Source organism: Streptomyces sp. UF-297, from assembly GCF_058245575.1.
On sequence record NZ_JBSIBZ010000094.1, the window covers coordinates 1 to 23,538 of the forward strand.

Below are 23,538 nucleotides of genomic sequence, written 5' to 3' on the forward strand. Positions count from 1 at the left end.
CCGCGGCCGAGGCCGCCGCGCAGTCCAGCGCCAACGCCGGTGTCGCCAAGGCCGAGGCGGCCCACGCCCGGCGCGCGGCGGCCACCGCCCGCGCGGAGGCCAACCGTGCGACGAGCGCGGCCGGCAGCGCGGTGTCCCTGTCGGGCCAGGCGGCCGCTGCCGCCCGTGCGACCCACAAGGCCGCCAACGACGCGGCCGCCCACGCGGACGCCGCGGCCAAGGCCGCCGACAAGGCCGCGGCCGAGGCGGGCAAGGCCCAGGACGCGGCCAACAAGGCCAAGACGCACGCCACCGCGGCACTGAACGCCGCCAAGACGGCGGACGACGCGACCAAGCAGGCCGACTCGGTCTTCAAGGTCGCCCGCGAGGCCGAGAAGAAGATGCTGGAGGAGGACCTCACCGCGTCCCTCGAGCAGGCGCGCGGTGCCAAGAACCTCGAGGACGACATGAAGTCGGTCGTCTCCAAGGAGCAGACGCAGGCGTCCCAGACGGACAAGGAGACCAAGCAGCTGCTCTCCGAGGCCGGCGAGAAGCTGGGCAAGGACGACCAGAGCGCCGTGAAGACGGCCCGCCAGGCGGCCGTCAACCTGCTGTCGAGCCAGGGCACCTGGACCCGCGCGGCGGCCGAGGACGCCCTGTCGGGCTCCGACGACGACGTGAAGGCCTGGATCAAGCAGGACCGGGTCGGCGCCGAGCACCAGGACGACCGCGAAAAGGCCGTCTTCTTCAGCCAGATCGGTACGCCCAAGACGGCCGAGGCCGCCGAGGCCGCGCTCGCCAAGGGCCCCGCCGAGGTACAGGCGTTCTTGACCAAGGGCGCCTTCGAGGGGCAGAAGGAGGAGTACCGCTTCCAGATCCTGAAGATCATCAATGACGCGGACAAGGCCGTGAAGGAGGCCGCGACCAAGGCGCTCAACGACGGCTCCACCCAGGCGCTGCACTCCTTCCTGACCGAGGGCTACGCCAAGGCGCGCGCCGAGGACGACCGCTTCCAGGCGCTGCGGCAGCTGGAACAGGGCGGCCCGACCATGAAGGCCGCCGCGCAGGTCGCCCTTGAGGGCACCGACACCATGCGCCGCGTCTTCGTCGAGCGCGCCCAGTACCGCGCCGCCCAGGCGGACCAGGACGCCGCGGCCCACGCCGCAGCGGTCCAGGCCCAGATCAGCATCGCGGCCAAGGCCACGGCCACGGCGTACGGGAACGCCGAGACCGCCTCCGAGGCCGCGGCCCACGCCCAGGGCAAGGCCGACGAGGCCAAGGGCCACGCCAAGAAGGCCAAGGCCAAGGCGGATGAGGCCCAGGGCCATGCCGCCCGCGCGAACGAGTTCGCCAACCAGGCCGACAAGTCGGCCGCCGACGCGGCCGCCTCCGCCAAGAAGGCCAAGGCCGCGGCCTCCAAGGCTCAGGTCGCCGCCCGCCAGGCCAACTACTCGGCCACCCAGGCCACCCGCTCCGCGCAGCAGGCGGTGGCCTCCGCGGCCAGCGCCCAGACGTCGGCAAGCCGTGCCAGGGCGGCCGCCGTCCAGGCCGGCAAGGACGCGGCCGCCGCGCGCGCGGCGGCCAGCGAGGCCAGGCAGATCGCCCAGGAGAAGCGCGTGGCCGAGCAGCGTGCGGCCGCGGAGGCCGCGCGCAAGAAGGCCGAGGAGGCCGCGAAGCAGAAGCAGCGGCCCGAGAACGACGCCAAGAACGACAAGGTCGAGCTGCCCGACAGCAACAATGACAAGGGCAATTCCGGCGGCGGCTGCCCGGCAGGCAAAGAGGGCTGGTGCAAGGGCGCCAATTTCCTGAGTGAGGTCAGCACCTGGACCGGCTGGGGCGCGGCGGCCGCGAACCTGATTCCGGCCCCGGGCGTCGCGCAGGGCGTCAGCGCCTTCCTGGGCGGCGTGTCCCTTATCACGGGCGTCGGCAGCAGCATCTTCACCGGCGTCGCCTACGGATTCACCAGCGGCGAATTCTGGCAGTCCGCGGTCGGTACCACCGTTGGCTTCGTGGGTGGTAAATTCAAGGACGCGGTCTCGAAGGGTGCCGGACTGGTGAAGTCGGGGGCCACGAAGGCCAAGGAGTTCTTCGGTGACGCCGCCGGATCGATCTATTCGGGCGTCACTGGCTTGTTTGGTTAACTGACATCTGCGAATAGCTTAACTGTGGGGCCTGTTCGCAGGCCCCACAGTGGTAAGAGAGAGCATGCATGTTGAACGCCCCTCATATACCTGAAAGCGCCTGGTGGGTCATAGCCGTTGTCACGACGGCACTCTTCTTCGCCGTTTGGATGCCCATGCTTCCAACGCCTAAGTCCAGGTACCAAACTGCCCTGATTCCGGTCCTTGGAATGGTTTTCCTGCCTGCGCTCGGAGCGCTGCGGAACCACGATTCCGTAATGCTGATCTCCACCTATTCCACGGTGATCCTCGCGTTGACTCTCGGTGTCGTAGGGCGCCGGGAGGACATGCGCATAGCGGTGAAGCAGGGCGAGGACCCGCTGGGTACGTCAGCCGCCAAGGCGGCCCCGGCGAACAAGAGGCTGACGGTGCAGCTGTCCACGGCATTCGTCGTGGCGTTCCTCCTGTGGGCCTGGCTGAACTGGGGCTGAAGTGATGAGACGAACCCTGCCCCTCGCCTTCCTCGCCGCCGCCGTTGTCCTGACGGGATGCGGTACGCACGACAACGCGGCCCCGACAGGCCCGCCGACCACCACCGCGACCCCGCTCCAGCCGGAATCGGAACTGGCCGCGCGCTACCGCAAGTCCGGCGGCGACACCGACGTCCAGGGCATCCGTCAGGAGAAGAACCAAAAAGGCGTCCCCGCCCTGACCGTCTGGACCCGCAAGAAGTCCGGCTACGACGATTTCGACGCCTTCGCCACCAAGTTGACGTCCTTCCTGTCCCGAGAAGGCGCCGCCTTCCCCCGGGGCTACCTCCTCAACGTCTACGGCCCGGACGGCACCCGCCTGCACACCTACGACACCACCCCCGAGCACAACCCGTGATGCGCCGCCGTGCCCCCGGTCGGATCAGACCTTCTTGACCACGCTGGACTTGAGCTGCATGGACCCCAAACCGTCGACCTTGCAGTCGATGTCGTGGCCGTCCACGCCGTCCACGAGGCGGATGTTGCGCACCTTGGTGCCCGCCTTGATCCCGGTCGGGCTGCCCTTGACCTTCAGGCTCTTGACGACCGTCACGGTGTCACCGTCGGCGAGCACATTGCCGACCGCATCCTTGACGGCCCTCTCCTCGATGCCGCCGCCGGATTCGGTGGCGGCACCGGCCGACCACTCGTGCCCGCATTCCGGGCAGACCAGCAGCGCGCCCATCTCGTAGGCGTAAGCGCCGGAGCATTCGGGGCAAGGGGGAAGTTTCTCTGTCACCGCAGAAGTGTATTTCCGCCCGGCGGCCTTCCCGGCGGGTCACCGCTCCCAGTACTTCGCCACCGCCTGCGCGTACGCCACCCGGTGGTCGAGCCCGTCCCCCCGGACCCGGAGCCGCCCGCGGGCGGACTCGGTCAGGGCCGCCCGGCCGAAGAACTCACCCGGCCGCTTCCAGGCTGTCCGCAGCACGGCCCTGGTGGAGCCGGCGGGGAAGTCGGAGACCACCAGGGCGACCAAGTACAGCAGGGCGAACGGCAGCAGCGCCAGAAACAGGAGCAGCGACGGCACCGTCCCCTCCCGCCCGCGCAGCACCGTCCCGTCGGGCAGGTGGATCTCGTACGCGGGCCGCCACCTCTTCTTCCGCGGCGGCAGGCGCAGTTCGGCCAGCGGCTCGTACTCCGGGGTGAGCACGACGAGGCGGCCGCCCGCCCGGACGACCACGGCGAGCGGCATGGCACCGGCCGGGTCGGCGGCGAGCGTGAAGCGCGGCTTGCACCCCTCGGGGAGGGGGCGGCCGACGGGGGCACCACGGCGGACGTGGACGGGGGCGGCCCCCCGGGGGCGCAGTTCGTAGCGCTTGGCGTCGGGGTGGCGGGTGAAGGAGAGCGTCATGCGGTGTCCCGTCTCGTCACATCGGTCAGGCCGCCGAAGACCACCGCAGCCACCCACCGTGCGCTCACCGTGCCCAGGTAACAAACAAGCCCCAGGTCGCTGACCCGGGGCTCAAACATGGAGCGGGTGACGGGAATCGAACCCGCGCTCTGAGCTTGGGAAGCTCATGTTCTACCATTAAACTACACCCGCGAAGACCGCTCGTTTGGAGGAGCGGTGCATCGTCGCACACTGTACCCCATGCCTGGCCTCCGGTGCATTTGACCGTGAGGCCTGTTCGTTGTGGGCGGGCGGGGCGGGGGTGGATGCGGGTGCGGGTGGCGGGAGTTGGGGCGTACGGTTGGTGACCGGAGTGCCGCCGGAGTGCCGCGTGCGGGTGCGCCCAGTTCATCCCCTAATGTGGCTTTTGGATGACCAAGCACTTGGGAGAGGGACTCTGATGGAGCGCACCGTCGTACGTTGTGCCGAAGGGCACGTGTTCAGCACCGCTTCGTTCCCGATGCAGACCACTGACCGGCTCGGACCCGGCCGCCTGCTGCGCTGCCCGCGCTGCGCGCGGCTGCGTCACTCGGTGCCGGTGGAGCTTCAGAAGCGATAGCGGCAGAGACTGCGGTAGAGCGGAGTGTGAGGGTCCGGTCCTGATGGGGCCGGGCCCTCTTCGTGCGTCGACGGGGGGTTCGGGCGCGTATCCTCGTGGCGTGCTTCTCTCAGACAAGGACATTCGGACCGAGATCGACGCGGGCCGGGTCCGCATCGATCCCTACGACGAGTCGATGGTGCAGCCGTCGAGCATCGATGTGCGGCTGGACCGCTACTTCCGGGTGTTCGAGAACCACCGTTACCCCCACATCGACCCCGCGGTCGAGCAGGCGGACCTCACCCGTGAGGTCGTGCCGGAGGGGGACGAGGCGTTCATCCTGCATCCGGGCGAGTTCGTGCTGGCCTCGACGTACGAGGTCATCACGCTGCCCGACGACATCGCCTCGCGCCTGGAGGGCAAGAGCTCGCTGGGACGGCTGGGGCTGCTGACGCACTCCACGGCCGGCTTCATCGACCCGGGCTTCAGCGGGCATGTCACGCTGGAGCTGAGCAATGTGGCGACCCTGCCGATCAAGCTCTGGCCGGGCATGAAGATCGGGCAGTTGTGCATGTTCCGGCTGACCTCGCCGGCCGAGCACCCCTACGGCTCCGCGCAGTACGGCTCCCGCTACCAGGGGCAGCGCGGCCCGACGCCCTCGCGGTCGTTCATGAACTTCCATCGGACGCAGGTCTGAGAGATCCCAGAGAGAGCAAGAGTTACAACGTGAGTGACGTGCGCGAGAACCTGACGTACGAGCGCTTCGGCGGTGCGATCCGCGAGCTGGCGCAGACGATCGCCGATGACGGCTACGAGCCCGACATCGTGCTGTCCATCGCGCGCGGCGGGGTCTTCGTCGCGGGCGGCCTGGCGTACGCGCTGGACTGCAAGAACATCCACCTGGTGAACGTGGAGTTCTACACCGGCGTGGGGACCACCCTGGAGATGCCGGTGATGCTCGCGCCGGTGCCCAACGCGATCGACTTCTCCGACAAGAAGGTGCTGATCGCCGACGATGTCGCCGACACCGGCAAGACGCTGAAGCTGGTGCACGACTTCTGCCTGGGCACGGTCGCCGAGGTGCGCAGCGCGGTGATCTATGAGAAGTCGCACTCGCTGGTGAAGTGCGAGTACGTGTGGAAGCGCACCGACGAGTGGATCAACTTCCCGTGGAGCGTCGAGCCGCCCGTCGTGCGCCGGGACGGTCAAGTCCTGGACGCCTGAGGGCAGTAGAGCTGTAGCGCTGTAGAGCGGTACAGCAGGAGAGAAGGGCCGTCCGGTGTTTACCGGGCGGCCGATTCTTTTGGCCAATCCCGTTCCGGCTGTTCCGCAGGTGGCTACTTCCGAGTAGAAACCGGCGGAAACAGCAGACCGGAGGGGAGCCCCAATGGCGCGTGCGAGATCGCGGCGGCTGGTGACGGCCGTTGTGTCGGCGGCGGTGGTGGCGCTCGGCGGGATCGGCGGGATCGGTGCGCCAAGCGCCGCGGCCGCCCCCGCCGATGCGGCGGCCGGCGTGAGCAGCAAGCCGCTGTCGCCGGAACTGGAGAAGATACGGGCGGCGGAGGCCGTCAAGCTCTACGGGGACGCGGCCGAGCGGCCCATGGCCCAGCGCAAGACCTCGCTGATCTCGCTGGGCGACAGCGAGATCTCCGGCGAGGGCGTGGGCACGTACGAGCCGGGGACGGACGGGCCGGGCAACTGGTGCCACCGCTCGCCCGACGCGGCCATCCACCGCACGGGGATCGGCGCCGACGTCACGTACAACGTCGCCTGCTCGGGCGCGTACACCGGGAACATCAGGATCGGCGGCACCAAGCAGTACGCCGACGAGCTGGTGCAGAGCGACAGCCTGGCGATCAAGGCCCGCAACACCCGGCTGAAGATGGTGCTGCTGGTGGCCGGGGCCAACGACGACCTGCAGTTCGGGCCGGTGATCACGGACTGTGTGACGCGCTGGTTCCTGTTGCAGGGGGCCTGCGAGCCCAAGTACGCGCCGACCTGGCAGGCCCGGGTCGACTCCCTGGTGCCCAAGGTCGAGGCGACCGTGGCGGACCTGCGGACCGTGATGCGGGACGCGGGCTACGCGGACGGCGACTACCGGCTGGTGGTCATGGGCTACCCCAGCCCCATCGGCCCGGACATCGAGGACAACCCCGACTTCCCCGGGAAGCTGCCGGGCGGCTGCACCGGCTACACCTCCGACGCGGGCTGGGCGCGCAACTCCGCCGTGGCCTCCTTCGAGAAGGGCATGCGCCGGGCCGCGGCCAACTCCGGCGCCGTCTACCTGGACAACTCGCGGCTCTTCCACGGCCACGAGGTGTGCATGGACAACACCTGGGCGCGCGGGCTGTACGTGAACCTCTCCAACCCCTTCCCGCCGGACGCCAACTCCGTACGGCAGTCCTTCCACCCCAACGCGCGCGGCCACGGCGCCTTCGCCTCCTGCCTGACGCAGCTGTACGCGTCCGGCGCGCGCGAGGCCTCCTGCGCCGACCCGGCGAGCACCGGGCAGGCCACGCTGTACGCGGGCGCCTGGGACGACAAGTTCCGGCCGCTGCGCAACGCCGCCACCGGCACCTGTGTGGACGCCACGGCGGGCAGCAGCCGCAACGGCACCGCGGTCGGCGGCTGGGACTGCCACGGGCAGCGCAACCAGGGCTGGTGGCAGGACCCCCAGCGGGGCTCGGTGCATGTGGAGCTGACGCAGGACCGGTGTCTGGACGTGCCGGGCGCGAAGTACGAGCCGGGCACCGGGCTGGTGCTGTGGAACTGCTCGGGCGCGGTCAACCAGCGGTTCGTCAGGGACGGCGCGGCCCTCAAGCCGGCCGCCGCACCCGCGCTGTGCCTGACCCTGGGCTCGGCCAAGGACGCGGTGCGGCTGCAGAAGTGTGACGGGTCGGCGAGCCAGCGGTTCGTGTAAGCCAAAGGCCCCACTCCGTTTCGCGGAGTGGGGCCTTGCGCTGCGCCGGCGCTGAAACCGCGGGCCGGCGGGGGCTGGTCGCGCAGTTCCCCGCGCCCCTTATTGGGGCGCGGGGGCGCTCAGAGCGTGCCCAGCTTGACCAGCGCCAGGATCGCGACCAGCTGGATGGCCGAGGCGCCCAGTGCCTTGGGCCAGGGCAGGTCGTGCGACTTGCTCACCATGGAGGTGAACAGGAAGCCGGCGGCGAGCCAGGTGAGCCAGCCCAGGACCTGGACGACGGGGCTGTCGCCGCCCAGGAACATCGCGAACAGCAGCCGCGGGGTGTCCGAGATCGCCATGATCAGCATGGACAGGCCGATGGTCGGGGCCCAGGCCCCGTCGCCGCCGAGCTGGCGGGCCAGGGTGTGGGTGACCGCGCCCAGGATCAGCGAGCCGACGATGAACATCACGGCGGTGATCAGCACCCACGGGATGCTGTTGGAGAGCGTGGCGTTCAGCACATCCGCGCGGGCCTTGTCGAAGCCGAAGACCGCGAGCAGGCCGTAGACGAAGGTGACGATCAGGGCCGGGCCCCAGACCGCGTGGTCGCGCATCTGCCAGAAGGTGGCCGACGGGCGCAGCACGATGCCGGTCAGCAGGTCCTTCCAGGGCAGCCGGGGGCCCGCGGGCGGGGCCGTGGTCTGGCCCGCGCGGTAGGTGCCGCCGTCGGCGTACTGGCCGTTGTCGCCAGGAGGGCCGGGCGGGACCGGGGGGCCGCCGTGGCCGCCCGGCCCGTTGCCGTAGGAGCCCTGCGGGCCGTAGTACGCGTCCGCCTCGCCGACGCTGAACTGCTGGGTGTGGCCCGGGTTGTCGTTGTCGGCGTACGGGGCGTACGACGGGGGCGGCGCCTGATAGCCGCCGTCACCGAAGTACTCGGGCTCGCCGTGCGCCGGGGCCTGCCCTGCGTACGGCTGCTGTTGCTGCTGCCACTGCCCGTGCGGAGGCGGGGGCTGCTGCCCGTACGGTCCCTGCTGTCCGTACGGCGCCTGCTGCCCCTGCTGCCCTTGTTGCGCGGACCGGGCATCCCGTCCGCGACCCATCCTGAATCCAGCCACGCAATCGAACGTACCTGGTCCCTGCGGCCTCGGTGCCGGGCCCGCCTCAACGGGCCCGGCTTTGCTGCCGAGCTGTGACATCCCCTAGGGGAGGCTGCGGGGGGATTTCTGGGGGAATTCGTGCCTGGCGGGGGTTTGGCCCGCGCCGGCGCCGCCGGGCGCGGAAAAGGCCCGCACGGGTGGTACGCGCGGGCGTCAGCCGACGGCGACGGAGCCGAACTGCGGGGCGCCCGCGGTCGAGACGCCCACGTCGGACGGGGACAGCGCGCGGGCGCCCGCCGCGCCGGTGCGGGTGCCGTCCGAGAGGAGGGAGACGAACGCCCCGTCGCCCGCGTTCTCGTAGATGGACCCGGTGCCCAGGTCCGCCTTCCCGTCGCCGTTCAGGTCGCCGAGGAGGGCCTCGCCGCCGAAGTGGTCGTCCTGCTCGTTCTCGCCGGGGACGCCGGGGGTGCCCTGGTGGACGTACTGGACGCCGCGCTCGAACTCGACGCCGGAGGGGGAGCCGCGCAGGACGGTGACCGATCCGGCGTTGGCCACGCCGTCCAGGTCCTCGCCCGCCGCGCCGATGGCCAGGTCCTGCCTGCCGTCGCCGTCGATGTCACCGAGGGCGATCTCGTAGCCGAACCTGTCGTCCGTCTCGGAGCTGCCCGGGATGGCGCCGGACTCCTGGGTGATGGCGGCGGGGCGGTGCGCGGGGCCTCCCGCGGAGCCGAAGAAGACGTTGACCCGGCCGCCCTTGGAGGAGCCGGGGACGGTGCCGTCCCAGGGCAGGCCGGAGACCAGGTCGCCGAAGCCGTCGCCGTCGATGTCGCCGACGGCGGAGCTGATGCCGGCCGGGAGACGCTTGACGGCGCTGCCGCCCACGGGGCCGTCGGGACCCCCGGGAAGGAAGTGATTGGCGTTGTAGTGGCGGCCGTTGTGGGGGGTGTCGCTGTAGCCGTTGACGATGAGGTCGGAGCGGCCGTCGCCGGTCATGTCGCCCGCGGTGAGGCCGGTGACGCCGTTGCTGCCGGTGCCCAGAACGGGTACGGGGACGGACGAACCGGCGCCTGGCGCACCGGACTTGGAGATGCCTTGCCGGGCGATGCGCACGGCCGAGGAGTCACTGCCGACGGCGAGGTCGGTCCTGCCGTCGCCGTCGAAGTCGCCCGCGGCCAGTGCCGCGCCGAAGCGGTCGTGCCCAAAGGGGGCGGGGTCGGCGAGGGTCGCGCCGGCGCCGCCCGCCGCCAGGCCGCTCGGGGAGCCCCACAGGATCTGTACGGTGCCTCCGTCCGCGTCGCTGCCGACGTCCTCGTACGGGGCGGAGACCGCCAGGTCGGCATAGCCGTCGGCGTCGAAGTCGCCGGTGGCCGTGGCCCAGCCGAACCGGTCGTCGGCCTCGGCGGCGCCGGGGATGCCCGGGGAGTTCTGGCTGAGGGTGGCGGTACGGGACGCGGAGATGCCGGTGGGGGAGCCGTACAGGACGGTGATCGCGCCGGCCCGCTGCCGGCCGTCGACGGTGGCCTCGGGCGCGGAGACGGCCAGATCGCGGTAGCCGTCGCCGTTGAAGTCGGCGCCCGGGGTGGCGGGGGCGGTGATGGCCGGGGCGGTTGCCGTGGCACCGGTGGCCGTGGCGGGGCTCGCCGTGGCGGGACTCGTGGCGAGGGTGAGCAGGCCGCCGGTCAGGGCCGCCGCGGTGGCGCCGACCAGGGCCGTACGGAAGTGCTGGGGCACGCGGACTCTCCTGCTGCGTAACGGGATGCGGCGACGGCATCACCGGCCGAATGGGAGCCGACCGCCGCCGATGGCCCGGGGCCGTTGCGTGGCCGGGCGTCATGTCCCGGTACGGGAGCGGCAGTTGACCTACAGGAGACCTGCGAGGGCGCGGGAGGGTTGTGCGGGGGTGGTGTGTCTTCTGTGGCGCGTCGAGGGCGCGAGGACGGCGCGTCGGCGGCCGCGCAGGGGAGGGGCGCCGCGGGGCGCCGGGTCAGAGCTGCCCGACGCGCCACGGACTTCAAAGGGGCCGACCGGATGTACGGGGGAAACCCGGTCGGCGCCCTGGGGGACCGGCCGGTGAGTGTCGCCGTCCGCACTCACAGGCGCGCCGGCGAGGCGGATTCGGCCCCGGTTAGAGAGGGTAGCCCCGACGCTTCAAGAGCGTGATCCACTCTGCGCAGCGATTGTCCGAAACACGCTGTGAACTGTAGGTCGATTCCCCGGCGTTGCCGCCGTCGCGGTGCGACGGGGAACGCCGGGAGGGTGTGGAGGGACGCGGAAGTACTGGCGTGCGGGGCGGGTCAGGGGCGGGGGGTGTGCAGGGTCTGGGACGGGGGTTCGCCGAAGCGGGCGCGGTAGCTGCTCGCGAAGCGGCCGGGGTGGACGAAACCCCAGCGGTAGGCGGCCTCGCTGACGCTGAGTTCGCCCGGCTCGGCGTTCTGGAGGTCGTCGCGTACGCGGCACAGCCGTACGTCGCGGAGGTAGGCCATCGGCGAGACTCCTACGTGCCGGCGGAAGCCCTCCTGGAGCCAGCGCACACCGACCCGGCCGATCTCGGCCAGTTCGGCGGTGGTGAAGGGGTGCTCGGGGCGTTCGTGGATGGCGTCCATGACGCGCTTGACCGGGGTCGGCCGCAACGACGGTGCGGGCTGGGCGAGTTCCTCGCTGTAGGGGTGCCCGGCGGTGAGCAGCAGGCCGCTGAGCAGCGCCTCCTGGAAGCGCCCTGCCACCAGCGGATGCAGCAGCAGCCCGCCGCCCTCCTGCATGTCGCGGACGACCGTCGTGAGCATCCGGGCCCAACTGCTCCCGGAACCCTGGGAGATGTCGAAGTCCGGGGCGAGCGGCAGCGGCTTGCGCACCGGCCGGCCGAGCAGCCGCTCCAGGTGGAGCTCCAGCGCCACCTGGTCGATCTTCACGGCCAGGAGCCGGCAGTCGGCGCTCCAGAGATCCAGGGCCGTGGTGCCCTCCGGTCGGAACACCGCGGCCCGCGAGGGGGTGGCCAGACGCGGATCGCCCGAGCCCTGGCGCCAGGACAGATTCCCCGAGAGGGGGATGTCCACGTGGTACGCCCCGAGATCACCCAGCCGCATTCGCACGTCCGTACCGAAGGTCATGTCGCCGATGGTCAGCGGCCCCAGGCTGACGACGTCGAACCGCGCGTCGAGACTCTCGGCCGGGCCGAGGCGGTCGATGAAGTTGGTGTAGTAGGTCTGGTCGATCGCCATCCGCGCCTCGTCCAGATCCGAGGAACGGAAGATCAGCGGGGCGGGGGCGGGGCCGTCGTACGCACCCATCTCCAGGAAGCTCCTCTCCTGCGCCGAGCGGGCCTCCGGGACGAGTGGTCCTCCCCAACCGGCCGCCCGACCACAGGATATGCGGGCTTGCGGGTACCCATGCGCCCCAACCCCCGTGAACAGCGCCCGTGGCAGGACGAAGGTGCCGTCCGCCCACATTCGCAGAATGACCCCGCCGTTCGCACACGGCCAGATTGCGCGCCGGTAAATCTTCGCGGCGGAGCCTGAGGGGCGCGCAGCCGCGTCGGTGTGCGGCTCCGCCGCGTGGGCGCGACCAGCCCCCACCGGCCGGCAGGTTCATGGCCGCGCGTCCCGCGGAGCGTCTAGCGCGCCAGCAGCGACCGGGATATCCGGGCCTGGGCGCGCAGGAGGTACGGGCCCGCCCAGAGGGTGGCCACGATTTCCAGTACACCCAGTCCGGCCGCGATACGGGCCGTGGTGAGGTCGTTGAGCGGGACGAACAGGTACCAGCTGCCGTCCCAGGCGGAGACCACCGGCTCCCAGACGAACGGCAGGACGAGGCCGAAGACGCCGTGTGCCAGCAGCGCGAAGGGGAGCAGCGCGAGGAGGCCGGTGACGGTCACGGCCGCGTGGGCCCAGGCCACGTCGCGCCAGGTCGAGGCGCGGCCGAGGAGGCGGAGGGTGCGCCGCCAGGAGGCGGGTATGCCCTTCGCGCCCGAGCGCTCGGCCGGGGCCGCACCGGCCGCGGTGCCGATGCCGTCGGCCTCCTCGGCGGCGGTGCGCGAAGCGGCGTGCGGGACGCCGGACCAGCGGTGGCCGAGGGTGAGCTGGCGGTCGGCCAGGGAGCGCAGGGCCTGGGCCAGGACGGGGACGAGGGCGAAGCCGACCCAGAGGAGGGTCAGGCTCATCGCCACGAGGAGCAGCCAGGACACGAGGGCGGCGAGCAGGCCGGTGCCCAGAAGGGCCAGGCCGCGCCAGGGGGCGAGGAGGCCGGCTCGCAGACCGGGGCGGTGTGCCGCGCCGTTCGCTCGTGCCGTCGTTGTCGCCATGGTGTGGTCGGCCATGATCCGTCCCCCTCGGACTGGTGTTGCGTGCGGGGCGCGCCCGCCGTTCCTCGCCTGTGATCATTGTCCGATGCGCGGCGTGCCGGATCACTGGGGATAACCCCCCTGTTTGCCTGCGGCTTTCCGCAGTGAGGGCGCGCCGTATCGCCCCGGCTCCGCCGGGCTCGTCCTCAAACGCCGGACGGGCTGAACATGTCTGAGCCGGGCCCGTCCACGGATGCCGGACGGGCCGCCATGGAGCCCGGCCCCCTACGACTCCCCCTTCACCACCCGGTCGTACAGCGCCCGTGCTCGCTTGTCGAAGCGGACGGCCACGGATTCGGTGTCGGTGTCGCCGCCGCTGAGGACGCCGATGAGGCGGCCGGGTTCCTCGGGGCCGCCGTGGTCGGCGAGCCAGGGGCTGCCGCTGGTGCCGCCCCAGAAGCCGGCGCAGTCCATGCGCAGCATGTAGGACTCCTTGGCGTCCTGGCGGGTGCGGGTGGTGCAGGAGATGGGGCGGTTGTCGGGGTTGTGGTCCTCGTTGGGGTAGCCGATGACGGTGACATCGCGCTCGAAGGAGGAGTCCCAGTCGGGGGTGGCGGCGCCCACGACCTGCTGGAGGCTGCGGCCGCGCTCGTCCGGCTCGACGGTCAGGAAGGCGTAGTCGGCGTCGTCCTCGTTCTCCTTGGCCCAGCGGTCGTCCACGTGGATGCCGCTGACCTTCCACTTCCCCAGCGGATAGGTCCCCTTCTTCGCTCCGGTGAAGCGCGGCGCGAACTCCAGGGTGCCTTCGTACGGGCCGCTCTCGTAGCCGTCCTCCACGTCGTCCCCGTGGAAGTAGACGCAGTGCGCCGCGGTGGCCACGACGTTGCCCTTGGGGCTGTCGATCACGCTCGCGGTGCACCAGTGGTCGCCGTCGGCGATCAGCACGCCGACGGAGGACAGGCCCGCGAAGGGCGTCGCGGAGGTCTGCGGGGGACCCGGGGTGGCCTTGGCGGCCGCGGCTCCGGTCCCCGCGCAGGCGGTGACGGAGGTGGTGAACAGAGCGGCCGACAGTGCGGCCAGGACGGCGGGCCGCCGCCATGTGAAGCGGGCGGTCACGGCGTCAGTGGGCCTTCGTACCGGAGCGGGAGGGGGTGGAAGCGGGGGAGGCCGGTGGCGATGGTGCGGCGGGCGGCGGGCTGATCAGCTGGGTCAGATAGCGCAGCGCCCACTCCAGGGGGCCGTGCCGCAGCTTGGAGTTACGGAAGACGAACTGCCAGGCCCAGGTGCCGACGAGGGCCACGGCGCAGAACCAGAAGAGGACCTCCCAGGTGTGCTCGTCGTTGTTCACGCCCGCCGCCAGGGCCAGCGCATGGACGACGTACACGCTCAGCGCCATCGTGCCGACCGCGGTCAGCGGCTTGAGCAGCCGCACCGTCCACGGGGCCTTGACCAGCGCCACCGCCAGGCCGATGAGCGCGAAGCCGACGCCCGCGTTGCCGAGGGTCTCCAGCGGGGTCTGGCTGTAGGGCTCGGCTATCAGCAGCCAGCTCTTGGAGGTGCTGGGTATCGCCCCGTACTGGCTGTGCAGCACCGACTTGATGGGGTCGTCGGAGGACAGGGCGCCGGGGTGGAAGCGGGCGATCGCCGCCATCAGCCGCTCCCGGCCGCCGAACTGCTCGGTGGCCAGCCACGCGGCCCCGTACCCGACGACGGCCATCGCGGTGCCCCAGCCCGCCACCTTCCACGCCACGGCGCGCTTGCGGAAGTCGGCCACCCGCCCCAGGGCGAGGCCGATCAGCAGGTAGGGGAGGTAGGTCAGCAGGGGGTAGGCGCCGGAGAGGAGGAGCTTGTCGAGCGCCTCCAGCGCGCCGTCCAGGCTGGTGAGGTCGGTGAGCTTGGGGGTCCCGCCGCGCCCGTGGACGCGGTAGCCCAGGTACGGGCCGATGACGTACGAGGCCAGCGGGCCGATCACCGCGCTCGCGGCGGCCAGCGCGGCCACTACGGGCGCCCGCAGCCGGGTGAAGGGCTCACAGGCCAGGAAGTAGGCGGCGTAGAAGGCCAGGATGACCAGGATGCCGGTGCTCATGGTGGCCAGCCACAGGCCCAGGACCAGCAGGACCGCGCAGCGTATGAGGGTGGTGCGCAGCAGCGGCGGCGGCTTGATCGTCGTGCCGCCGCGGGCGAGCGCGAGGGAGAAGCCGGCGATGAGGGTGAAGATGGCGGGCGCGCGGCCGTCGGAGGCGATCAGCAGATAGCCCCAGCCCTCCGGGTACGGATCGGGCCCCACGTGTACGGCGAACATGCCCAGAACGGCCAGTCCGCGTACCGCGTCCAGCCCCAGCAGCCTGTTGGCACTCATGCGTCCTTGCTCATCCGCTCGCTCGTCCCGATCGCCGGCCTGGCGCCGGCTCCGGAAGAAACCGGCCTGTCCTAGTAGAGAGGGTGAAGGCGGGGTGGTGGTTGCGTAAGTGGGCAACACCACAGAGATTGGCGATATGACGACGGCCGGCCCCGCTCGTGGCGGGACCGGCCGTCGCAGGCTCTGTGGCGGTCCGGTGGGTGCCCGGCCGCCCCTGCGGCTACTTCACCGGCTCGGGCTCCGGGGCGTCCGCGGCTTCCTCGTCGTCGGCCGGGGGCGGGTTGTCGCCGGGTGTCTTGACCGAGTCCAGCAGCAGCTGGGCCACGTCCACGACCTGGACGGACTCCTTGGCCTTGCCGTCGTTCTTCTTGCCGTTGACCGAGTCGGTCAGCATGACCAGGCAGAACGGGCAGGCGGTGGAGACGATGTCCGGGTTGAGGGAGAGGGCCTCGTCGACGCGCTCGTTGTTGATGCGCTTGCCGATCCGCTCCTCCATCCACATCCGCGCGCCACCGGCGCCACAGCAGAAGCCGCGCTCCTTGTGGCGGTGCATCTCCTGCTGGCGCAGGCCCGGGACCTTGTCCATGATCTCGCGCGGGGGCGTGTAGACCTTGTTGTGACGGCCCAGGTAGCAGGGGTCGTGGTACGTGATCAGGCCCTCGACGGGGGTGACCGGGGTCAGCTTGCCCTCGTCGATGAGGTGCTGCAGCAGCTGGGTGTGGTGGATGACCTCGAACTCGCCGCCCAGCTGCGGGTACTCGTTGGCGATCGTGTTGAAGCAGTGCGGGCAGGTGGCGACGATCTTCTTCTTGGACTTGGGGACCGTCACCCCCTCCTCCGCGTCCTCGCCGAAGGCCGTGTTCAGCATCTCGACGTTCTGCTGGCCCAGCTGCTGGAAGAGGAACTCGTTGCCCAGGCGGCGGGCGGAGTCACCGGTGCACGCCTCGTCGCCGCCCATGATCGCGAACTTCACGCCCGCGATGTGCAGCAGCTCGGCGAAGGCCTTGGTGGTCTTCTTGGCCCGGTCCTCCAGGGCGCCCGCGCAGCCCACCCAGTACAGGTAGTCGACCTCGGTGAGGTCCTCGATGTCCTTGCCGACGACCGGGACGTCGAAGTCGACCTCCTTGGTCCACGCCAGGCGCTGCTTCTTGGCCAGGCCCCAGGGGTTGCCCTTCTTCTCCAGGTTCTTCAGCATCGTGCCCGCCTCGCTGGGGAAGCTGGACTCGATCATGACCTGGTAGCGGCGCATGTCGACGATGTGGTCGACGTGCTCGATGTCGACCGGGCACTGCTCCACGCACGCGCCGCAGGTGGTGCAGGACCACAGCACGTCCGGGTCGATGACGCCGTTGTCCTCCAGCGTCCCGATCAGCGGGCGCTCGGCCTCGGCCAGCGCCGCGGCGGGGACGTCCTTGAGCTGCTCCTCGCTCGCCTTCTCCTCGCCCTCCGCGGACTTGCCGCCACCCGCGAGCAGGTACGGCGCCTTGGCGTGCGCGTGATCGCGCAGGGCCATGATCAGCAGCTTGGGGGAGAGCGGCTTGCCGGTGTTCCAGGCCGGGCACTGCGACTGGCAGCGGCCGCACTCGGTGCAGGTGGAGAAGTCGAGGATGCCCTTCCAGGAGAAGTGCTCGATCTGCGAGACGCCGAACTGGTCGTCCTCGCCCGGGTCCTCGAAGTCGATCGGCTTGCCCTCGCTGGTCATCGGCTGCAGGGCGCCGAGCGCCACGTCGCCGTCGGCCTCGCGCTTGAACCAGATGTTGGGGAAGGCCAGGAAGCGGTGCCAGGCCACGCCCATGTCGGTCTTGAGGGCGACCGTGATCATCCAGATGAAGGAGGTCGCGATCTTCAGGCCGGCGAAGAAGTAGGTGAGGTTCTGGAGCGTGGCGGCGTCCGTCCCCTCCAGCCACGAGACCACCGGGTACGAGAGGAAGAACGAGGCCTCGTAGGAGTCCACGTGGTGCTGGGCGCCTTCGAGGGCGTGCAGCATGAAGATGCAGACGCCGACGATGAGGATGACGGCCTCGACGAAGTACGCCTGGCCGAAGTTGGAGCCGGCGAAGCGGGACTTGCGGCCCGGCTTGTCCGGCTTGCTCAGCTGCCGGACGACGATCAGCGTCACGATGCCCAGCACGGTCATCACGCCGAGGAACTCGACGAAGACGTTGTACGGCGCCCAGTCGCCGATGATCGGCAGCAGCCAGTCCGCCTTGAAGAGCTGGCCGATGGCGTTGACGATGGTCAGCAGCAGCGAGAAGAAGCCCACCGCCACGAACCAGTGCGCGACGCCGACCACGCCCCAGCGGTTCATCCGCGTGTGGCCGAGGAACTCCTTGACGACGGTGACGGTGCGCTGCGTGGGATCGTCGGTGCGGGTACCGGCAGGTACGGGCTGGCCTAGCCGTACGAAGCGGTAGATCTGCAGGATGGCACGGCCGAACAGCGCGACGCCGACCGCGATTAGGACCAGCGACACGATGATCGCGGCGAGTTGCATGGGTGGCTCCTCGGGCCTGCGAGAGCGGGGATTTACTGGGATTGCCCGGATTACTAGGCAGTAACTTTTCAGGTCTGCGCTGAGGTTACCCAGTATCCGCGGCCCCATGAAGCCGCCCGGCCGGTGATCTGCGTCGCGCAGGCAACCCTCTCCCACACGGCCGCGTCCCTCCTGAATGAGGGGTGGACATAAAACTTGAGTGAGGTCGACTCAGGTCTGTTGACAGGTCCGAATCCGTGTTGCACCCTTGAGCCAGATCCACTCAAGTCAGCTGGAGGAACCGAAATGGCACGTGCGGTCGGCATCGACCTGGGCACGACGAACTCCGTCGTCAGTGTTCTCGAAGGCGGTGAGCCCACCGTCATCACCAACGCCGAGGGCGCCAGGACCACGCCGTCCGTTGTCGCCTTCGCGAAGAACGGCGAGGTGCTGGTCGGCGAGGTCGCCAAGCGCCAGGCTGTCACCAACGTCGACAGGACCATCCGGTCGGTCAAGCGCCACATGGGCACCGACTGGAAGATCAACCTGGACGGCAAGGACTTCAATCCGCAGCAGATCAGCGCCTTCATCCTGCAGAAGCTGAAGCGCGACGCGGAGGCCTACCTGGGCGAGAAGGTCGCGGACGCGGTCATCACCGTGCCGGCGTACTTCAACGACGCCGAGCGCCAGGCCACCAAGGAGGCCGGCGAGATCGCGGGTCTGAACGTCCTGCGTATTGTCAATGAGCCGACTGCGGCCGCCCTGGCCTACGGCCTGGACAAGGACGACCAGACCATTCTCGTCTTCGACCTCGGTGGCGGCACCTTCGACGTCTCGCTGCTGGAGATCGGCGACGGCGTCGTCGAGGTGAAGGCCACCAACGGTGACAACCACCTCGGTGGTGACGACTGGGACCAGCGCGTCGTCGACTACCTGGTCAAGCAGTTCGCCAACGGCCACGGCGTGGACCTGTCCAAGGACAAGATGGCGCTGCAGCGCCTGCGCGAGGCCGCCGAGAAGGCGAAGATCGAGCTGTCCTCCTCCACGGAGACCACGATCAACCTGCCGTACATCACGGCGTCCGCCGAGGGCCCGCTGCACCTGGACGAGAAGCTCACCCGCGCCCAGTTCCAGCAGCTGACCGCGGACCTCCTGGAGCGCTGCAAGACCCCGTTCCACAACGTCATCAAGGACGCGGGCATCGCGCTCTCCGAGATCGACCACGTCGTTCTCGTGGGTGGCTCGACCCGTATGCCGGCCGTCGCCGAGCTCGTCAAGGAGCTGACCGGCGGCAAGGAGGCCAACAAGGGTGTGAACCCGGACGAGGTCGTGGCCATCGGCGCCACCCTCCAGGCCGGTGTCCTCAAGGGCGAGGTCAAGGACGTCCTGCTCCTCGACGTCACCCCGCTGTCGCTTGGTATCGAGACCAAGGGCGGCATCATGACCAAGCTCATCGAGCGCAACACCACGATCCCGACCAAGCGCTCGGAGATCTTCACGACGGCCGAGGACAACCAGCCGTCCGTGCAGATCCAGGTCTACCAGGGCGAGCGCGAGATCGCGGCGTACAACAAGAAGCTCGGGATGTTCGAGCTGACCGGTCTGCCGCCGGCCCCGCGCGGGGTCCCGCAGATCGAGGTGTCCTTCGACATCGACGCCAACGGCATCATGCACGTGACCGCCAAGGACCTGGGCACGGGCAAGGAGCAGAAGATGACCGTCACCGGCGGCTCTTCGCTCGCCAAGGACGAGGTCGACCGGATGCGCCAGGAGGCCGAGCAGTACGCGGAGGAGGACCACCGCCGCCGCGAGGCCGCCGAGACCCGCAACCAGGCCGAGCAGCTCGTCTACCAGACGGAGAAGTTCCTGGCCGACAACGCCGAGAAGGTTCCCGGCGAGGTCAAGACCGAGGTCGAGACCGCGGTCACCGAGCTGAAGGAAAAGCTCAAGGGCGAGGACACCGCCGAGATCCGCACCGCCACCGAGAAGGTCGCCGCCGTCTCGCAGAAGCTGGGCCAGGCCATGTACGCCGACGCCCAGGGCGCGCAGGCCGCGGCCGGTGCCGAGGGCGCTGCCCCGGGTGCCGAGGCCCCGAACATGTCCAAGGACGACGACGTGGTCGACGCCGAGATCGTCGACGACGAGAAGCCCAAGGACGCCAAGGGTGGTGCCGCGTGACGGAGGAGACCCCGGGCTTCTCGGAGAAGCCCGACGTCCCTTCCGAGGCAACGCCCGAGCCCGATGACGCGGCGAAGGCAGCCGAGTCCGCCGACAAGGCGGGCTCGGCCCCGGCCGGGGACGAGCAGCAGCAGGACGTCGCTCTCCTGGCGCAGCTGGACCAGGCCCGTACGGCGCTCAACGAGCGCACCGCGGACCTCCAGCGGCTCCAGGCGGAGTACCAGAACTACCGCCGTCGAGTGGAGCGGGACCGGGTAGCGGTCAAGGAGATCGCCGCGGCGAACCTCCTGTCCGAACTCCTTCCCACCCTCGACGACATCGGCCGCGCCCGCGAGCACGGCGAACTGGTCGGCGGCTTCAAGTCGGTGGCCGAGTCGCTGGAGACCGTGGTCGCCAAGCTGGGTCTGCAGCAGTTCGGCAAGGAGGGCGAGCCCTTCGACCCGACGATCCACGAGGCCTTGATGCATTCGTATGCTCCGGATGTCACCGAGACCACGTGCGTTGCGATCCTGCAGCCCGGGTATCGCATCGGTGAGCGCACGATCCGCCCCGCGCGGGTCGCGGTCGCCGAGCCCCAGCCGGGTGCCCAGGCGACCAAGGAGCCGTCGGCGGACGCGGACTCCTCGGACGAGGAGAGCGGTGGCCCGGACGAGGGCTGACGTGACAGTCAAGCAAGCAGTGCGAGAGGAGGGACGTCGGGGATGAGCACGAAGGACTTCGTGGAGAAGGACTACTACAAGGTCCTCGGCGTCCCGAAGGACGCCACCGAAGCCGAGATCAAGAAGGCGTACCGCAAGCTGGCCCGGGAGAACCACCCCGACGCCAACAAGGGCGACGCCAAGGCCGAGGAGCGCTTCAAGGAGATCTCCGAGGCGAACGACGTTCTCGGCGACCCCAAGCGCCGCAAGGAGTACGACGAGGCGCGCGCGCTGTTCGGCAACGGCGGCTTCCGCCCGGGCCCCGGCGGCGCGGGCGGCGGCAGCTTCAACTTCGACCTGGGCGACCTCTTCGGAGGCGGCGCCCAGGGCGGGGGCGGGGCCGGGGGCTTCGGCGGCGGCCTCGGGGACGTCTTCGGCGGGCTGTTCAACCGCGGTGGCACCACCCGTACGCAGCCCAAGCGCGGCCAGGACATCGAGTCCGAGGTGACGCTCAGCTTCACCGAGGCGGTCGACGGGGCCACGGTCCCGCTGCGGATGTCCAGCCAGGCCCCCTGCAAGGCCTGTTCCGGCACCGGCGACAAGAACGGCACGCCCCGCGTGTGCCCGACCTGCGTCGGCACCGGCCAGGTCAGCAGGGGCGCGGGCGGCGGCTTCTCGCTGACCGACCCGTGCGCGGACTGCAAGGGCCGCGGACTGATCGCCGAGACCCCCTGCGAGGTCTGCAAGGGCAGCGGTCGCGCCACGAGCTCGCGGACCATGCAGGTACGTATCCCCGCGGGCGTCTCCGACGGGCAGCGCATCCGGCTGCGCGGCAAGGGCGCCCCTGGGGAGCGCGGTGGCCCCAACGGCGATCTGTACGTCGTGGTGCACGTCGACGCGCACCCGGTCTTCGGGCGCAAGGGCGACAACCTCACCGTCACCGTGCCGGTCACCTTCCCGGAGGCGGCCCTCGGCGGCGAGGTGAAGGTGCCGACCCTGGGCGGCCCCGCGGTGACCTTGAAGATCCCCGCCGGGACCCCCAACGGACGCACCATGCGCGCTCGTGGCAAGGGCGCGACGCGCAAGGACGGCACCCGCGGCGACCTGCTGGTCACCGTCGAGGTGGTCGTCCCCCAGGATCTCGGCGGCAAGGCCAGGGAGCTGCTGGAGACCTATCGCGAGGCGACCGCGGGTGAGGACCCGCGATCGGAGCTGTTCCAGGCCGCGAAGGGAGCTTGAGAGAGATGGACAGCCGGGGCGGGCGCAGTCGTAACCCGTATGAACTGACCGAAGAGTCGCCGGTGTACGTCATCTCCGTCGCGGCTCAGCTCTCCGGCCTCCACCCGCAGACCCTGCGGCAGTACGACCGCCTGGGCCTGGTCTCGCCCGACCGCACGGCCGGGCGGGGCCGGCGCTATTCGGCCCGGGACATCGAGCTGCTGCGCGAGGTCCAGCGCCTCAGCCAGGACGAGGGCATCAACCTCGCCGGCATCAAGCGCATCATCGAGCTGGAGAACCAGGTCGCCGCGCTCCAGCAGCGCGTCGCCGAACTCCAGTCGGCGGTGGAGGGCGCGGCCGCCGCCATCCAGCAGCGCGAGGCCCAGGTGCACGCCTCCTACCGGCGTGACCTGGTCCCCTACCAGGACGTCCAGCAGGCCAGCGCGCTGGTGGTCTGGCGTCCCAAGCGCCCTGAATAAAGGGCCAGTCGAACGGCGAAGGGGCGCGGGCCCGGGTACGTCCCGGACCCGCGCCCCTTTGTGCTGTGCCCCTCGGCGCGGTGCTTCAGCAGCCGTTGTAGCCCGCCGTCGGCATCGAGAGCCTGCGGTGGACCTGGGACTTCATGGCGCTGGTGTAGACGGGCTCGTCCAGGTCGGCGGTCTCCAGGCGCACCCCGGCCGCGGCACAGCGGGCGGTGAACTCCTCCGCGCCGGCGATCGCGTTCTCCAGCGCCCGGCGGTTGGGGGCCACGAACACATCGACCAGGCCCGCCTCCACGTCCCGCCACAGCGCGGTGTGGTCCGCGCGCAGCTGGTGCAGGCTCAGCTGGCAGGTCAGACGGTAGTCACGCGCCTTGGCCCACTGCTTGCACATCTCGTGCTGGCTGCGGTCGTCGACCAGGAACGGGTCGTCGTCCAGCTCCGACAGAGGCATCAGGCAGGCGATCGCCGTCACTCGGACCGAGCTCATCGTGCCTCCCGGAGCGTAGCGACTGTGCCGGTGACGATACCGCCGCCGGTGTTGCGCGCAGGAGGTGCGGTTCCGGGGGGTGAGGCGTAGCCGCAGGCGTGACAGATCTTCCAGCCGTCCTGGTTGACGGCGAGTTGACCACCGCAGCGCGGGCACAGCTCGGCGCGCGGGCTGCGGTGGGAGTCCTCGGTACGTCGCACAACTTCCGTTGAGGTGAGCGTTGCTGACGCCATGAGGCCTCCAGCTGTCGTATTTCACTCCGAAGTTTTTCAGCCCGTGCACGGGCTTGTTCGCTCTCTCTGCTTACCAGTTGGCCGCTCGGCAGCGGAACCAAACGGTCCCGATCCGGACAGGACCGGTCCGCACTCCAGACCCGTACGTACCGCAAACATGCCGGGTACGCCCCGAGTGCGTCCCGATTGCGCACGGTGCCCTGCGGGGGCGGTCAGGCGCGGCCCATCGCCCGGGTGACGGTGATCTCGATGAGCACCCGCTCGGGGTTGGGCGCGGGGGTACGCCCGTACCGCTCGGCATAGCGCCGCACCGCGTCCGCGACGGCGGCGGGGTCGGTGCGCACCCGCGCGGTCCCCTCCAGCGTCGCCCACCGCCCGCGGTCCAGCTGGCAGACCGAGACCCGGGCGCCGTCCGCCCCCGCGGCCAGGATGTTCGCGACCTTGGTGCTCCCCTTGCGGGTGATCACCCGGGCAACCCCGGCCCCCGGCTCGTACGTCACTCCTACGGGGACGACATGCGGCGAACCGTCGGGCCGCAGGGTCGTCAGCGTGCACAGGTGGTGCTCCTGCCAGAAGGCGAGGTAGCTCTCGGGCAGGGCGGTGAGGTCATGGGCCATGGGCCGAAGCGTAATTGGAGGGCG

General features: G+C 70.5%; 22 protein-coding genes and 1 tRNA gene. 11 read left to right on the forward strand and 12 right to left on the reverse strand.

The annotated features are described in order from the left end of the window. The 3 genes from AC4IJH_RS36230 to AC4IJH_RS36240 form a co-directional block, all read left to right on the forward strand. On the forward strand, window positions 1–2,120 hold a 2,120-nt coding region (locus AC4IJH_RS36230), incomplete at its 5' end, for an ALF repeat-containing protein (protein WP_490856224.1). Window positions 2,121–2,377: 257 nt separating this feature from the next. Then, window positions 2,378–2,590 carry a hypothetical protein gene (locus tag AC4IJH_RS36235; RefSeq protein WP_490856225.1) on the forward strand — a complete coding sequence of 71 codons (213 nt, stop codon included), beginning with the start codon at window positions 2,378–2,380 and terminating at the stop codon, window positions 2,588–2,590. Window positions 2,591–2,594: 4 nt separating this feature from the next. Beyond that, entirely contained in the window at window positions 2,595–2,987 is a 393-nt protein-coding gene (locus tag AC4IJH_RS36240; RefSeq protein ID WP_490856226.1) for a hypothetical protein, read from the forward strand. 24 nt (window positions 2,988–3,011) lie between these two features. Here the strand turns inward: AC4IJH_RS36240 and AC4IJH_RS36245 are convergent, their stop codons facing one another. The 3 genes from AC4IJH_RS36245 to AC4IJH_RS36255 form a co-directional block, all read right to left on the reverse strand. After that, the gene (locus tag AC4IJH_RS36245) at window positions 3,012–3,368 is read right to left on the reverse strand and encodes a zinc ribbon domain-containing protein YjdM (RefSeq protein WP_490856227.1); all 357 of its coding nucleotides are present in this window, start codon (window positions 3,366–3,368) and stop codon (window positions 3,012–3,014) included. Between the two features lie 39 nt (window positions 3,369–3,407). Continuing rightward, on the reverse strand, window positions 3,408–3,980 hold the full coding sequence (locus tag AC4IJH_RS36250) for a hypothetical protein (protein WP_490856228.1): 573 nt from the start codon (window positions 3,978–3,980) through the stop codon (window positions 3,408–3,410). 118 nt (window positions 3,981–4,098) lie between these two features. Further along, a tRNA-Gly gene (locus AC4IJH_RS36255) sits at window positions 4,099–4,172 on the reverse strand. A 247-nt stretch (window positions 4,173–4,419) separates the two neighbouring features. Here AC4IJH_RS36255 and AC4IJH_RS36260 point away from each other — a divergent pair. The 4 genes from AC4IJH_RS36260 to AC4IJH_RS36275 all read left to right on the forward strand — a co-directional run bounded on the left by AC4IJH_RS36260 (window position 4,420) and on the right by AC4IJH_RS36275 (window position 7,477). Further along, window positions 4,420–4,578, forward strand: a complete 159-nt coding sequence (locus AC4IJH_RS36260; protein ID WP_490856229.1) for a hypothetical protein — start codon at window positions 4,420–4,422, stop codon at window positions 4,576–4,578. A gap of 100 nt (window positions 4,579–4,678) precedes the next feature. Further along, window positions 4,679–5,254, forward strand: a complete 576-nt coding sequence (dcd, locus tag AC4IJH_RS36265) for a dCTP deaminase (RefSeq protein ID WP_490856230.1) — start codon at window positions 4,679–4,681, stop codon at window positions 5,252–5,254. Window positions 5,255–5,283: 29 nt separating this feature from the next. Then, window positions 5,284–5,781, forward strand: a complete 498-nt coding sequence (locus tag AC4IJH_RS36270) for a phosphoribosyltransferase (protein ID WP_490856231.1) — start codon at window positions 5,284–5,286, stop codon at window positions 5,779–5,781. A gap of 163 nt (window positions 5,782–5,944) precedes the next feature. Next, the gene (locus tag AC4IJH_RS36275) at window positions 5,945–7,477 is read left to right on the forward strand and encodes a ricin-type beta-trefoil lectin domain protein (protein WP_490856232.1); all 1,533 of its coding nucleotides are present in this window, start codon (window positions 5,945–5,947) and stop codon (window positions 7,475–7,477) included. Window positions 7,478–7,596: 119 nt separating this feature from the next. On the opposite strand, the gene AC4IJH_RS36280 is transcribed toward AC4IJH_RS36275, so the two are convergent. The 7 genes from AC4IJH_RS36280 to AC4IJH_RS36310 form a co-directional block, all read right to left on the reverse strand. Next, window positions 7,597–8,556 (reverse strand): Yip1 family protein, encoded by a 960-nt coding sequence (locus AC4IJH_RS36280; protein WP_490856255.1) that lies wholly within the window; start codon window positions 8,554–8,556, stop codon window positions 7,597–7,599. Between the two features lie 210 nt (window positions 8,557–8,766). Then, the gene (locus tag AC4IJH_RS36285) at window positions 8,767–10,284 is read right to left on the reverse strand and encodes an FG-GAP-like repeat-containing protein (RefSeq protein WP_490856233.1); all 1,518 of its coding nucleotides are present in this window, start codon (window positions 10,282–10,284) and stop codon (window positions 8,767–8,769) included. A gap of 563 nt (window positions 10,285–10,847) precedes the next feature. After that, the gene (locus AC4IJH_RS36290; RefSeq protein WP_490856234.1) at window positions 10,848–11,840 is read right to left on the reverse strand and encodes an AraC family transcriptional regulator; all 993 of its coding nucleotides are present in this window, start codon (window positions 11,838–11,840) and stop codon (window positions 10,848–10,850) included. Between the two features lie 323 nt (window positions 11,841–12,163). Then, the gene (locus AC4IJH_RS36295; RefSeq protein WP_490856235.1) at window positions 12,164–12,865 is read right to left on the reverse strand and encodes a sensor domain-containing protein; all 702 of its coding nucleotides are present in this window, start codon (window positions 12,863–12,865) and stop codon (window positions 12,164–12,166) included. A 249-nt stretch (window positions 12,866–13,114) separates the two neighbouring features. Then, on the reverse strand, window positions 13,115–13,945 hold the full coding sequence (locus AC4IJH_RS36300; RefSeq protein WP_490856236.1) for a trypsin-like serine peptidase: 831 nt from the start codon (window positions 13,943–13,945) through the stop codon (window positions 13,115–13,117). Between the two features lie 4 nt (window positions 13,946–13,949). Continuing rightward, window positions 13,950–15,188, reverse strand: coding sequence for a DUF418 domain-containing protein (locus tag AC4IJH_RS36305; RefSeq protein WP_490856237.1), 1,239 nt, complete (start codon window positions 15,186–15,188; stop codon window positions 13,950–13,952). A gap of 220 nt (window positions 15,189–15,408) precedes the next feature. Then, window positions 15,409–17,682: a (Fe-S)-binding protein gene (locus AC4IJH_RS36310; RefSeq protein WP_490856238.1), complete on the reverse strand. Its 2,274-nt coding sequence runs from the start codon at window positions 17,680–17,682 to the stop codon at window positions 15,409–15,411. Window positions 17,683–17,967: 285 nt separating this feature from the next. Between AC4IJH_RS36310 and dnaK the strand changes: the two genes are divergently transcribed. From dnaK to AC4IJH_RS36330, 4 genes are read left to right on the forward strand one after another with little or no spacing between them, the layout of a single operon-like run. Next, window positions 17,968–19,839, forward strand: coding sequence for a molecular chaperone DnaK (gene dnaK / locus AC4IJH_RS36315; RefSeq protein WP_490856239.1), 1,872 nt, complete (start codon window positions 17,968–17,970; stop codon window positions 19,837–19,839). Further along, window positions 19,836–20,498 carry a nucleotide exchange factor GrpE gene (gene grpE / locus AC4IJH_RS36320; protein ID WP_490856240.1) on the forward strand — a complete coding sequence of 221 codons (663 nt, stop codon included), beginning with the start codon at window positions 19,836–19,838 and terminating at the stop codon, window positions 20,496–20,498. The genes dnaK and grpE overlap by 4 nt, the downstream gene beginning before the upstream one ends. A gap of 42 nt (window positions 20,499–20,540) precedes the next feature. Then, the gene (gene dnaJ, locus AC4IJH_RS36325) at window positions 20,541–21,716 is read left to right on the forward strand and encodes a molecular chaperone DnaJ (protein WP_490856241.1); all 1,176 of its coding nucleotides are present in this window, start codon (window positions 20,541–20,543) and stop codon (window positions 21,714–21,716) included. A 5-nt stretch (window positions 21,717–21,721) separates the two neighbouring features. Continuing rightward, entirely contained in the window at window positions 21,722–22,174 is a 453-nt protein-coding gene (locus tag AC4IJH_RS36330) for a heat shock protein transcriptional repressor HspR (protein WP_490856242.1), read from the forward strand. A gap of 85 nt (window positions 22,175–22,259) precedes the next feature. Here AC4IJH_RS36330 and AC4IJH_RS36335 read toward each other — a convergent pair whose 3' ends face one another. Both AC4IJH_RS36335 and AC4IJH_RS36340 read right to left on the reverse strand, forming a co-directional pair. Further along, window positions 22,260–22,664 carry a hypothetical protein gene (locus AC4IJH_RS36335; protein ID WP_490856243.1) on the reverse strand — a complete coding sequence of 135 codons (405 nt, stop codon included), beginning with the start codon at window positions 22,662–22,664 and terminating at the stop codon, window positions 22,260–22,262. Between the two features lie 445 nt (window positions 22,665–23,109). After that, entirely contained in the window at window positions 23,110–23,514 is a 405-nt protein-coding gene (locus AC4IJH_RS36340) for a pyridoxamine 5'-phosphate oxidase family protein (RefSeq protein ID WP_490856244.1), read from the reverse strand. Window positions 23,515–23,538 lie beyond the last annotated feature (24 nt).